This is a genomic window from Chitinophaga sp. YIM B06452 (assembly GCF_039655965.1).
Lineage (GTDB): Bacteria > Bacteroidota > Bacteroidia > Chitinophagales > Chitinophagaceae > Chitinophaga.
In genome coordinates this window covers 328,237-340,465 of record NZ_JAWLKY010000004.1, presented here as the reverse complement: position 1 = coordinate 340,465, position 12,229 = coordinate 328,237, and the positions used below count along the sequence as shown (strand labels likewise).

Here is a 12,229-nt window from a genome sequence, read left to right as displayed (position 1 = left end):
AATTATCCGTTGCAGGGTCAGACCATGCAGCAGAACGAACACGTGAGAATATAGAAACCCGGAGCCTGAAGAGCTGACACAACAATGCAGAACTTTCCCATCTGGCCTTGCAGTTGATAATGAATTTATCAACCTCTAAACTCTTTTATCATGCAACAAAATGTACCACATTAAAGCATGGCTCGGCATTGTATTGCCTTACCCGAAGCCATGCTCTTAAGATTTTTTTTATCAACCTGTAATCATTCTTAAACCTCTAAATCGCCAGAACATGTATCTGACCAAACAATTCACATTGCTGGTATTGCTGCTGTGCATTTCCATTGCGGCAGCGGCCCAGCTTAGAGTGACCGGGAAAGTTTCTGACGCTTCCGGTAACCCCGTGCCCGGAGTTACCGTCAGGCTTCAGCAGACGAACCGGGGCACCGTTACGGATGCCCAGGGCCGGTATTCCATCGAAGCGCCCGGCGGCAGCACACTTATTTTCTCTTACACCGGGTACAAAACACAGAACCTGGTAGCCAGCGGTTCAACGCTGGATGTTACCCTCACGGAAGACTACGCCAACCTCGATGAAGTAGTGATCACCGGCCTGGCCACTTCTGTAAAAAGAAGCAATCTTGCCAATGCCGTGGCCACCATTTCAGCCAAACAACTTTACGGCGTAGCGCCGGCGCCCACCTTCGACGCGGCGTTGAGCGGCAAGATACCCGGGGCAATGATCACCGCCAGTTCAGGCGCGCCCGGCGGCGGCATTTCAGTAAAAATGCGCGGCGTGACCTCCATCTTCAGCAACTCGCAACCGCTGTACGTGGTAGATGGTGTGTTCATTTCCAATATCAGCGTGCCCGCCGGTCTCAACCTCATCACCGGCGCGGCTACCGCGGGCAACCCGCAGAACCAGGACAACCCGTCCAGCCGCGTGGCAGACATCAACCCGGACGATATCGAGAACATTGAAATACTCAAAGGCGCTTCCGCAGCCGCCATTTACGGCTCCAAAGCAGCGGCAGGCGTAATTCTCATCACTACCAAAAAAGGCACCAGCCTGGGGCGCACCATCGTGCGCGCACGCCAGGACATTGGTTTTGCCAAAGCCCGCAAGCTGCTGGGCGTACGCCGTTTCACCGAGCAGACCGCGTTCGAAAGAGGCGGTGCTACCGAAAGGGATATGTTTATCGCAGCCCGCAACGCAGGCAAACTCTACGACTACGAAGAAGAGATGTACGGCGAAACCGGCCTCGTTTCCAACACGAACGTGAGCGTGAACGGCGGCACAGAACGCACCGGCATGTACTTCTCCGCTAACCGCAAAAGCGAAGAAGGCATCGTCAAAAACAGCGGATACCTGAACAACTCTGTGCGCATGAATATAGACCACCAGCTGAACGACCGCATCAGCCTGGCTTTGCGCGCAACCTATATGAATACTTCCGCAGACCGCGGGCTCACCAACAACGACAACAACAGCGTTACCTACGGCGTGTCGCTGGCTACTATCCCGGAATACCTCGACCTGCACCCCGATGCGCTCGGCAACTATCCCGTGAACCCCGCAGCAGCCAACCCGCTTGAAACGAGGGACAAGATGCGGAACAACGAGACCACCAACCGCGTGATCACCGGCGGCGAAGTAAAGGCCACCCTGCATTCCAACGACCGCACCAACACCAGGCTGATCGTGCGCGGCGGCATAGACTTCTTCAACCTCAAGACCGAAGCCATTTTCCCCCGTACGCTGCAGTTCATGAAAGGCCAGCTCAACGGCGCTTCCATCCAGGGAAATACCAACAACCTCAACACTAACCTGGCAGGCATACTGGTGAATAGTTTCGCGCCGAACCCGAACCTGAACTTCACCACATCCTTAGGCGCCACGCTGGAAACCAATTACCTGGACCACATCCTGTCTATCGCCACCAACCTGATACCGGACCAGAACAACGTGGACCAGGCCGCCAGCTCTCAGCTGCAGCAATTCCGCCAGAAGTACCGCGACAACGGCATCTTCATCCAGGAAGAAGTGCTGCTCATGGACGCGATCACCCTGAGCGCCGGCGTGCGTTTCGACCGCAGTACCAACAATGGCGATTATAAAAAATACTACGTGCTGCCCAAAGCAGCCGCTTCGTGGAACCTTGCCAAGATGGATTTCTGGAACATCCAGTCCATCAACAGCTTCAAGGTGCGCGCGGCTTACGGCCAGGCGGGCAACGTAGCGCCTTACGGCGCGAAATTCCTGGCGCTTACCGCCAGCAACATCGGCGGGCAGCCAGGCTCTTTTGTAGATAACCAGTTTGGCAACCCTGACATCGAGCAGGAACGCCAGACAGAACTGGAAGCAGGGCTCGACGTGAGCTTCTTCAACGGCCGCCTTTCACTGGAAGCCACCTACTACAACAAAAAGATCTACGACCTGCTGCTGCGCAGGAACGTACCATCGTCCAGCGGCTTTACCCAGCAATGGGTGAACGGCGGCGACCTGCAGAACAAAGGCGTGGAGATCGGCATCGGCGCCATTCCTGTGAACAGTAAAAATTTCCGCTGGAATACGCAGTTGAATTTCTGGAAGAACACTTCAGAAGTGACCAAGCTTACTATTCCTGCTTTCCCCTTGGGCGCGTTCGGCAATACTCTGGGCAACTTCTTCATTGAAGAAGGCAAATCGGCCACGCAGATCATCGGCACACTGGGCGGCAACAAAGGCGTGGGCGTGCTGGGCAATTCAGAGCCGGATTTCCAGCTGAGCTTTTACAACGACGTCACGTTCCTCACCAATTTCAGCCTTCGCGTAATGCTGCACTGGAAAAAAGGCGGTGACAACATCAACCTGACCCAGTACCTGTCCGACATATTCCAGACTTCGTTTGATTACGATGATGACAAGAACGGCAACGGCGTGAAAGACGGGGTGGACAGGATGAATGCCGCCGGCAACAGGGATGCCAGCGTAAGGGTGCAGGATGCTTCGTATGTACGTATCCGTGAGATAGGCCTGTATTACAACATTCCCATCCCGAAGAACAATGTCATTTCCGCTGTGAACGTGGGCATATCCGCGAACAACTGGTTCACCTGGACGGACTATGTAAGTTACGATCCCGAGTCATCCAACTTCGGCAGCAACACCATTTCCACGGCCACGGCGCGTGGCAGCAACGGCATCAGCACCGGGGTGGAAGTAACGCCGTTCCCGGCTTCCAAGCGGGCAATGTTTCACCTGGGCGTTACTTTCTGATCCGTTCAACCTAAAAAAGAATCATTATGAAACAACATAGCATATTACTGTTTAGCGCAATGATGCTCGGCCTGGGGGCCTGCCAGAAGGGCGAGATACCTAACCTGAACACACCGGTGGCAGACCAGATCATCGCCAACGGCAGCAAGGAGCAGATCGATAACCTGGCGGTAGCCATGGAATCGGGCATGCGCTTTACCCTGAATACGTATTTCGACGCTATCGGTCTGCAAGGCCGCGAGATATACCGTTTCTCCGGCTCCGAACCAAGATACACCCAGGAACTGATGGGCGGCACCGGGCTGGACAACAATACTTTTTACACCACCAACCCCTGGGCATCGCGCTACCGGGTGGTAAGGCAGGCCAATACGCTGATAGACGCGGTGAACGCTTCCACCAGGCTTTCCGCCAACGAGAAAAAAGGATACCTGGGTTACGCCAAAACGATCATGGCCTACCAGTTGCTGATCACGCTCAACATGCAGTATACCAACGGCATCCGTACAGACGTAAAAGACCCGAACAACCTCGGGCCGATCAAAGGTTACCCTGAAAGCCTTGCAGATATTGCCGCACTGCTGGACGAGGGGAAAACAGAACTGACAGGGAGCGAGATCACTTTCCCGGTGTCTATCGTGGCAGACGTGACGCCTCTTAAGCTCCTGCGCTTCAACCGCGCGCTGGCCGCGCGTGTGGCGGTATACCGCCAGCAATGGGCTGCCGCGCTCACTGCGCTGAACGAATCTTTCTTTGACCTGAACGGCCCGTTATACAATGGGTATGTACACATCTTCAGCGCTAATTCCGGCGACATACTGAACCCGGTGTTCCTGCCGCAGAACAACGCCGGCGAACAACGCCTGGCCCATCCTTCGTATGCCGCACAGATAGCCGCGGGAGACGACCGCCTTGCCAAAGCCTCGCTCAGGTCCGCCGCTGCCTCACTGGACGGGCTGGTGTCTAACCGCGATGTGTGGATCCATACCAGCAACACCGCGCCTATCTATATCATCCGGAACGAAGAACTGGTCCTGATCTACGCGGAAGCGAAGATCCAGCTGAACCAGATCCCGGACGCCATTGTGGCGCTGAATGTGATCAGGACGAAGCACAACCTGCCCGTATATGCAGGCGTTATCACCCCGGCCGCCCTCATCACTGAAATGCTGAACCAGCGCCGGTATTCATTGTTTGCAGAAGGCCACCGCTGGATAGATATGCGGCGTTACAACCGCCTGAACCAGCTGCCCAACGACCGGCCGCAGGATAAAGTGTGGGATAAATTCCCCATCCCGCTGCCGGAAACAAACCAATAACAGCCAATCTGACGGGAATAAAAAAGCCGCCCCTGGTAAGGAGCGGCTTTTTTCTTTGCATAGCAGTATTTGGTTCCCGGTTATAATGCGTTGGTAATTTGCGTTGTTGAACCCGTATAACGGGCACAACCGGCAAAATGTTACATTATCCCGGCGGGCTAAATACCCCTGCGTTTCATTTCTTTCCGTATCAGGCTCAACTCCCGGCCCATGGAGCCGGCAATGGAGGTGTTTTCCTGCGCCCGGCGGATCAGGTAAGGCACCACGTCCTTCACGGGGCCGTAGGGCAGGTATTTGGATACGCGGTAACCCGCATGCGCCAGGTTGAAGGTAATATTGTCACTCATGCCATAAAGCTGTGAAAAGCTTACCCGGGGATGGTTGTGCGGGATATTTTTCTCGTCCAGCAGGCGGGCCGCCAGCATGCAGCTGTCCTCATTGTGTGTGCCGATGAAAACGGCCAGGTGCTCCAGGTTATCAAGACAAAAGCGCACTGCCGCGTCATAATCTTCGTCCGCCGCGTCCTTATTAGGCTGGATGGGCGATGGATAAGCATTTTCTTCTGCGCGTTTCCTTTCTTTTTCCATATACGCCCCGCGCACCAGCTTGGCGCCCAGCAGGTAACCCGCGGTTTTGGCCTTTGCAAGGCTCTGGTGCAGGAAGTCCAGCCGGTCGTGGCGGTACATCTGGAAAGTATTGAACACGATCACCATTTCTTTGTTGAACAGGCTCATCATTTCATCGGCCAGGTCGTCTACCGGCTGCTGCACCCAGGATTCTTCCGCGTCTACCAGCACGCCCACTTTGCCTTTGGCCGCAGCGGCGCAAATGGCATGGATGCGTTTGCGCACCCTTTCGAACTCTTCTTTTTCTTCCTGCGTGAGCGTTTCGCCTTTATGCATCTTTTCCAGCAGCCCGAAGCGGGCGAAGCCGGTCACCTTGATAGGAATAAAAGGGATATGCGGTTTGCCTGCAGCATATTGAACGGCACGGAGGAATTCCGGCACGGCATTGTCGTAGTTATCTTCCCCTTCTACGGCCTCGACGCTATAATCCAGCGCCACGCCCACGCCGAAGCGGCCCAGCTCTTCCGCTGCCTTCACGGCTTCTTCGAGGGTTTCGCCGCCGCAGAACTGGTTGAAGATGGTGGATTTGATGATGCCTTTAACAGGCAGGCGCAGTTTGAAAGCAAGAGGGGTCGCAAATGCTCCGAGCTTCACCAGCCAGGGTTTGCCGATATTACTGAACAGGAAATTGGCCCGCTTCAATGCCTTATCCGACATATGCTCGAATGCGATGGCCGTGTTTTCGAATGTTAATGGTGGTTGCTGCTTTTCCATGGCGGGCAAAGTTAAGGGGCTGCTGCTGGTTTAACAAAAAAGTCCGTTCACTCATGATAGTTTTCTGACATACAAGCAGAAAGAGCTACTGTGATCTGGTGTTTTTTTTATTATATTTATCCCGGGACAGTGTTACACCAAAATCCGTATTCCCAACCATGAGCGCAGCACATACGCAATTCCGGCGGCCAAGGCTTCCACTGTATATGAAAAAACGGCGTAACTGGCAACCCGTTGCCCTTACGCTGATCGTCGTTATGCTCATAGCAGCCGGCACGCTGTATTATGTGGCAGGCCGCCACCAGCGCAGCTCCGTAATGCTGGAGCCCGGCAAGCGGTACATTACCTACCAGAGCGGCTACGGCCAGCGCAAAGAGGTGAAGCTGCCAGACAGCACGCTCGTGATCCTCAACTCCCGTTCAAAGCTCTATATGCCGGAAGGCTTCCCGCAAACCCGCACCCTGGTGCTGGATGGCGAAGCGTTCTTTTCCGTGCCGGCTGCCGGCGGGGAGATGGTCATTTTAACGGATAAGCTCAAAACCCGCACGCCCGGCGCCACTTTCCGCCTCCGTTCCCTGGAAAGCCAGAGCGGCGCGTATTGCCTGGTGCTCAGCGGGCAGGCCACCGTGGGCAAAAGCTACCATTCCCCGACAGACAATGCCATAGAAGAACTGACCAGCGGGCAAAGCGTGCTGGCCAACAAGGGTATAGACCTCATGGAAAAAGAGACCTTTGAACTGGCCGAGCAGGAAGATTGTCTGCAGGGAAAGCTGGTTTTCAACAACACACCGCTGCCCGCAGCGTTAAAGAAGATGGAAGACTGGTTTGGGGTTGAAATGGAAATGCGGGGAAGCAGCGGCCGCAGCAAACACATCACCGGTGTATTCAATAATGACTCGGTACAGGATTTGCTGGCTACATTGGGAGACAGCATCGGTTTCACCTACCGCATCACCCGCGATAAAGTGGTGATCAAATTCTGAACTTCAGGAATTTCCATATCCTAGATAGTTGCTGACCCGCAACAAAAAAAGAAATGCCGGTTGTGCGAAGCAGACAACCGGCATTTTATTTTTAAGCCCGGGCTTCAGAACTCGCGTTCTTCCACCGGCAGGTTCCTGATCAGGTTATCAAAAAGATCCCCTTCATAATCGTCGTAAGCGCCATAGGCATTGATGATGTAGCCGATGAAACCGTCTGCGTTCTCGAGCAGGTACAGCACCGCGGAATCGGAGGGATTGCTGTCGCCCTCGAAGCGGTAGCTGCGGATGATCTTCATGCCCTGCGGGTTGTATACCCGGCCTGAATCCTGGTCTTCCAGCTGCCCGTTTTCCAGCAGCCGCAGCTCATGATCCACACCGCGTTCTTTCAGTACTTCCATCACGCCGCTCAGCGTGGTCATTCCATTGGGAGATGTTTCCATATACGATCATTTACGGGATTTGCCCTGTTTAGCTTAGCTCCTGGCCTACTCTTTTCAGCAGCTCCAGGGTTTTGCGCACGCCAACTTCTTCACTGTCTTTACTGCCCTCATATTCTATGCCGATAAATCCTTTGTAGTTGGCGGCCTTCACAATTTCCAACATTTTCCGGAAATCGGTGTGCGTTTCGTTGCCTTGTGCATCAAAATCGTGGCTTTTGGCACTTACGCCTTTGGCGAAGGGCATCAACTCGGTAACGCCTTTGTATCGGTCGTACTCTTCAGCGCAGGGCGTGCTGTAATCGCCGTCTTTCTGGCGCCTTACGCAGAAGTTCCCGAAGTCCGGCAGGGTGCCGCAGCCGGGTTTGTTCACGCCTTTCATCACATCGCTCAGCCAGATGCCGTTGGAGGAATAACCGCCATGGTTTTCCACGATCACGCCGATGTTGAAATCTTTCGCGAAGTCTGTGAGGCGGCTGAGGCCATCGATGGCGGCCTTTTTCACATCTTCTTCGGTGCCCGCGCCCGCAGCGTTTACGCGGATAGAATGGCAACCGAGGAACTGCGCGGCTTCCACCCATTTGTAATGGTTCTCTACAGCCTGTGTGCGCTTCTTGATATCGCGGTCGCCCAGCTCGCCTTCGCCGTCGCACATAATGAGCACGCTGGTAACGCCATTGTCGTCCGCGCGTTTTTTCAGCTCGGTGAGGTATGTTTTATCTTTCGCTTTGTCTTTAAAGAACTGGTTCACGTACTCCACGCCGGTGATGCCATAATCTTTTTTGGCTTTCTCCGCAAAATCCAGGTTGGTCATTTTACCGGAAAACAGGGCGTTATGGAAGGACCATTCAGCGAGGGAGATCTTGAAGAACAGGTCTTTCGCGGTACCGCCGCCACCTGTGCCGGTAGTATCGGTCTTGCTGGTATCAGTTCCCCCGTTGGTGCCGCCGCTGTTGCAGGCTGCGAGAAATGCGGGGCCGAATGCTGCGCCTGCGGTTACCAGGCCCAGCTGGCGCAGGAAATGTCTGCGGTTCGTGGATGATGACATTGTGTTAAGAGTTTGAGATTTGTAATGAGTTCATAACTGTAAAGAATATACGCTTAACGTATGAAACGTGGAAGCATTGAACAAAGTACTGAAAAAAAGTTAAAATTATCATGCCTGCTCCTGCAACCAGTGATAATAATTCTGCACAGCCTTGATCTCGCCGTAGCCTACATCGTCTCCCAGCTTTTCTTTTACGGTGCCCAGGGAATACCCGCCTGTGTCTTCCACTGCTTTCAGGATGCGGGCCAGGCGGTTTTCGTCGGGTATCACATCGCGGATGTCCAGCTCGCCTTTGCGGATGAATTCGCTCAGGTGGCTTTCCACAGTGCTCACGGCCAGGCTGCGGCGTGCGGCAATTTCTTCGATGGCATTGCCTTCCAGGAAAAGCTGGAGGCTCTGCCGCTGGCTGCCGCCCGCATCGGGCCTTGCCGTTTTTTTCGGGCGCTGTTTGGCCGCTTTAAGATGTATCTGCGTGCTGAGGCCATTCCGCAGGCAATAGGTTTGCACCGCGTCGAGGAAGGGATCGCCGTACTTGGCCAGCTTCACATCGCCGAAGCCGGAGATGCGGGAAATGTCTGTTCTCGTAACGGGAAGGTAAGCCACCAGCTCGGCGAGCGTAGCGTCGGAGAACACGATGTAAGGCGGCACATTCTCGCGGTCCGCTATCTGCCGGCGCAATTGTTTCAGGTCGTTGAACAGTGCGGGGTGTGCGATCTCGGCGCTTTGTTTGGTAGGCGCAGGCCCGGCAGGCTGCTCTTTGCCTGCGGCGGCCACGGTGAATTCCACTTTATCTTCCCCGCGCAGCACCTGCCAGCTGGTATCGGTGAGCTGCAGCAGGGGATATTCGCCCGCTGCCTGCTGGAGATAGCCGAGTTGTATCAGCTCGCGGGCGTATTGTTTCCATTGTTCTTTTGAAATATCCTTCCCGATGCCGTAGGTCTTAAGTTCCTTATGCGCTTCGCGGACTGTCGTGCTGCCCCTCAGGAAGTCTACCACGTAATTGAGCCCAAAACGGCCCTGGAGGCGGTAGACGGCGCTCAGGAGCTTTTGCGCGGCAATGGTGCCGTCTGCCCGTTCATACTGGCCCAGGCAATTGTCGCAGTTGCCGCAATGTTCCGGCGCATCTTCCCCGAAATATTGCAGCAGGTACCGGCGGCGGCATTGCCGGGTTTCGGCGAGGCCGGCCATCTGTTCCAGCTTTTTGAGCATCACGGCGCTCTGCTCTTCGTTGCCTTCCACGCTGGCGAAGCGTTTCATTTTAAAAACATCGCCGGCGCCGTAATACAGGATGGCTTCGCTGGCCAGCCCGTCGCGGCCCGCGCGGCCTGTTTCCTGGTAATACCCTTCGATGTTCTTCGGAAGGTCCACATGCACCACGAAACGCACATTGCTTTTATTGATGCCCATGCCAAAGGCGATGGTGGCTACCATGATGCGCACTTCGTCGCGCAGGAATTTCTCCTGCCGTTCTTCGCGCACGTTCCGCTCCAGCCCCGCGTGGTATGCCGCGGCGGAGAAGCCTTCGGCCTGGAGGTCGGCCGCAAGGGATTCGGTGGAGGAGCGGGACAGGCAGTAGATGATCCCGCTGTCGTCCCGGTGCTCACCCAGGTAAGTGAGCAACTGGTCGTAGTGGTTGCGTTTGGGCCGGATGCCGTAAAATATATTCGGACGGTTGAAGGAATTTTCGAATACGGTGTACCCGCGGAGGTTGAGCTTTTCGAGGATGTCCTGCTTCGTAACGCCGTCTGCCGTAGCAGTAAGGGCGATCACGGGCGTGCGGGGGAAGCGGTCTTTCAGCTGGCCCAGCGCCAGGTATTCCTGCCTGAAATCGTGCCCCCAGTGGCTGATACAGTGTGCTTCGTCTATCGCAAAGAGCGCCACCTTCACTTCTGCCAGCAGGGCCATGAAGTTGCCTTCGCCTACAAGCCGCTCCGGCGCGAGATACAGGAGCTTCAGCTGCCCGGTGCGCAGCTGGTGGATAACGGTTTGCTGCTCCGCCATGGAAAGGGATGAATTGAGGAAGGCAGCGGCGATGCCGTTCTGCTTCAGCGCGTCCACCTGGTCTTTCATCAGCGCTATGAGGGGAGATACCACTACCGTCACCCCGTCCAGCGCGAGCGCTGGCAGCTGGTAACAGATGGATTTCCCGCCCCCGGTGGGCATCAGCACCATGGTGTCTTTCCCTGCGAGAACGTTTTCTATGATTGCCTGCTGGTTATGGCGGAAATGCGTGTAACCGAAATGATGCTTTAATAGTGTTAACAAAGATGATTGCTGCATAGCCCGAACTGAATTTGCCTCCGGGACAAATATAGGATAAAGCGATGTGCAGAAAAATTAATGGAACAGCAATTATGATGCAGAATAATTTATTACATTTATAAAGAGAGTCATTTTATTCAACTGTCATAACTGTCATATTACAACTGTTATTCACCTTTAACCCAAAACAATATTGCAAGTATGGAACTGCTGGCCGCAATCCCGACATTAACTACTCCTTTATTGCAGGAAACGATCGATTTTTATGTGAACGTGCTGGACTTCACCTGTAAAACGATGGACGAGCAATGGAAATTTGCTTCCATCAAAAAAGACCAGGTGACCATGCAACTGGTACACCCTCAGGCCAAATTCCCTTTTGGCAGCGAAGATCCTTTCGACCAGCCTGTGTTTACCGGCGCCATTTATATACATATGGAAGGCGTGGATGAACTATGGGAAAAAGTGAAAGACAAAGCCGAAGTATGTTTCCCCGTACAGAATTTCGACTACGGGATGCGCGAATTTGGTATCTACGACAACAACGGGTACCTGCTGCAATTCGGAGAGCAGATCAGGGCGAGCGCCTGATCTTTATTTCATCGTATTTCCTACATAAAAAAAGAGCTTCCTGCAAGCTCCGGGTACGGCTATGCAAAAAAAAAACCGCAGCGCGCACGCTGCGGATATTATCCATTTTTACTCACTTTCCTTCTGCGCCGGTAGGGTTTTCGAGGACAATGCGTTTATAAACGGAAATACGTTTTATATAAAATAGATGAGATCGGTGTTGGGAGATAGCAAGTCCAGATTTACAATAAATATAAGTAAATTAGCCAACATTCTAAGTCTTTTTTAAAAACCCCGTTGTTTCATGAAGCCAGCCTTATTGCTGTTACACGGCGCTCTTGGCGCATCCCGGCACTTTGATCCTATCGTTCCCGTCTTAAATGAGCAATACACTATTCACCGTTTCGACTTTCACGGTCACGGGGGTACGGCGTTACCGGCAGCACCGCTGAGCATTGAATTATATACTGCGCAATTGCTGGATTATATCCGCGCGAGAGAGCTCGGGCCGGTGGCGGTATTCGGTTACAGCATGGGCGGCTACGTAGCCCTGCGCGCAGCCCTGCAGGCGCCGGGCGCCGTAGGGCGGGTGCAAACACTGGCCACCAAGTTCAACTGGTCGCCCGAAACAGCCGCCAGAGAAGCCCGGCAGCTGGATGCCGCATTTTTACTGGAGAAAGCGCCGGCATTCGCGGAGCAGCTTGCGGCGCTGCATGGAGACGAAGGCTGGAAGAACCTGCTGACCGCCACGGCAGGACTCATGACCGCCCTGGGCACCCATCCCCTGCTCACCAAAGAAAACCTCGCGGGGATCAATATCCCCGTACGGCTGATGGTGGGCGACCGCGACGCCATGGTGGGCATCGAAGAAACGCTGGCCGCCTTCAAAAGCCTGCCACAGGCTTCCATGGCGGTGCTGCCGGATACCAAACATCCGCTGGACAAGGTGAATAACGCGTTGCTGTTGTGGGAGATACGGAGTTTTATGATGTTATGAGCATCCTGGAATGAAAAAAGGCCCCACGGTTGAGC

Annotated in this window: 9 protein-coding genes; 5 read left to right on the top strand and 4 right to left on the bottom strand. The window is 54.3% G+C overall.

What is annotated here, in order from left to right; genetic code table 11:
* The first annotated feature begins 271 nt into the window (after positions 1-271).
* Positions 272-3,238 carry a SusC/RagA family TonB-linked outer membrane protein gene (locus tag R3I13_RS21340; protein WP_346320004.1) on the top strand — a complete coding sequence of 989 codons (2,967 nt, stop codon included), beginning with the start codon at positions 272-274 and terminating at the stop codon, positions 3,236-3,238.
* A 26-nt stretch (positions 3,239-3,264) separates the two neighbouring features.
* On the top strand, positions 3,265-4,557 hold the full coding sequence (locus R3I13_RS21335) for a RagB/SusD family nutrient uptake outer membrane protein (protein ID WP_346320003.1): 1,293 nt from the start codon (positions 3,265-3,267) through the stop codon (positions 4,555-4,557).
* A gap of 158 nt (positions 4,558-4,715) precedes the next feature.
* Here the strand turns inward: R3I13_RS21335 and R3I13_RS21330 are convergent, their stop codons facing one another.
* Entirely contained in the window at positions 4,716-5,897 is a 1,182-nt protein-coding gene (locus tag R3I13_RS21330) for a proline dehydrogenase family protein (protein ID WP_346320002.1), read from the bottom strand.
* A 206-nt stretch (positions 5,898-6,103) separates the two neighbouring features.
* On the opposite strand from R3I13_RS21330, the gene R3I13_RS21325 reads away from it, so the two are divergent.
* Complete coding sequence (locus tag R3I13_RS21325) at positions 6,104-6,880, top strand: FecR domain-containing protein (RefSeq protein ID WP_346320001.1); 777 nt, start codon at positions 6,104-6,106, stop codon at positions 6,878-6,880.
* Positions 6,881-6,984: 104 nt separating this feature from the next.
* On the opposite strand, the gene R3I13_RS21320 is transcribed toward R3I13_RS21325, so the two are convergent.
* From R3I13_RS21320 to recQ, 3 genes are all read right to left on the bottom strand, one after another.
* Positions 6,985-7,320, bottom strand: a complete 336-nt coding sequence (locus R3I13_RS21320) for a hypothetical protein (protein ID WP_346320000.1) — start codon at positions 7,318-7,320, stop codon at positions 6,985-6,987.
* Between the two features lie 28 nt (positions 7,321-7,348).
* On the bottom strand, positions 7,349-8,365 hold the full coding sequence (locus R3I13_RS21315) for a sugar phosphate isomerase/epimerase family protein (RefSeq protein ID WP_346319999.1): 1,017 nt from the start codon (positions 8,363-8,365) through the stop codon (positions 7,349-7,351).
* Positions 8,366-8,473: 108 nt separating this feature from the next.
* Positions 8,474-10,645 carry a DNA helicase RecQ gene (gene recQ / locus R3I13_RS21310; RefSeq protein WP_346319998.1) on the bottom strand — a complete coding sequence of 724 codons (2,172 nt, stop codon included), beginning with the start codon at positions 10,643-10,645 and terminating at the stop codon, positions 8,474-8,476.
* Positions 10,646-10,828: 183 nt separating this feature from the next.
* Between recQ and R3I13_RS21305 the strand changes: the two genes are divergently transcribed.
* Together R3I13_RS21305 and R3I13_RS21300 are read left to right on the top strand one after the other, a co-directional pair.
* On the top strand, positions 10,829-11,218 hold the full coding sequence (locus R3I13_RS21305) for a VOC family protein (RefSeq protein ID WP_346319997.1): 390 nt from the start codon (positions 10,829-10,831) through the stop codon (positions 11,216-11,218).
* A 283-nt stretch (positions 11,219-11,501) separates the two neighbouring features.
* Positions 11,502-12,194 (top strand): alpha/beta hydrolase, encoded by a 693-nt coding sequence (locus tag R3I13_RS21300; RefSeq protein ID WP_346319996.1) that lies wholly within the window; start codon positions 11,502-11,504, stop codon positions 12,192-12,194.
* Positions 12,195-12,229: the final 35 nt, after the last annotated feature.

Coding starts and splice junctions, on each gene's coding strand:
- R3I13_RS21340 (WP_346320004.1), top strand. CDS start 272: ATGTATCTGACCAAACAATTCACATTGCTGGTATTGCTGCTGTGCATT.
- R3I13_RS21335 (WP_346320003.1), top strand. CDS start 3,265: ATGAAACAACATAGCATATTACTGTTTAGCGCAATGATGCTCGGCCTG.
- R3I13_RS21330 (WP_346320002.1), bottom strand. CDS start 5,897: ATGGAAAAGCAGCAACCACCATTAACATTCGAAAACACGGCCATCGCA.
- R3I13_RS21325 (WP_346320001.1), top strand. CDS start 6,104: ATGAAAAAACGGCGTAACTGGCAACCCGTTGCCCTTACGCTGATCGTC.
- R3I13_RS21320 (WP_346320000.1), bottom strand. CDS start 7,320: ATGGAAACATCTCCCAATGGAATGACCACGCTGAGCGGCGTGATGGAA.
- R3I13_RS21315 (WP_346319999.1), bottom strand. CDS start 8,365: ATGTCATCATCCACGAACCGCAGACATTTCCTGCGCCAGCTGGGCCTG.
- recQ (WP_346319998.1), bottom strand. CDS start 10,645: ATGCAGCAATCATCTTTGTTAACACTATTAAAGCATCATTTCGGTTAC.
- R3I13_RS21305 (WP_346319997.1), top strand. CDS start 10,829: ATGGAACTGCTGGCCGCAATCCCGACATTAACTACTCCTTTATTGCAG.
- R3I13_RS21300 (WP_346319996.1), top strand. CDS start 11,502: ATGAAGCCAGCCTTATTGCTGTTACACGGCGCTCTTGGCGCATCCCGG.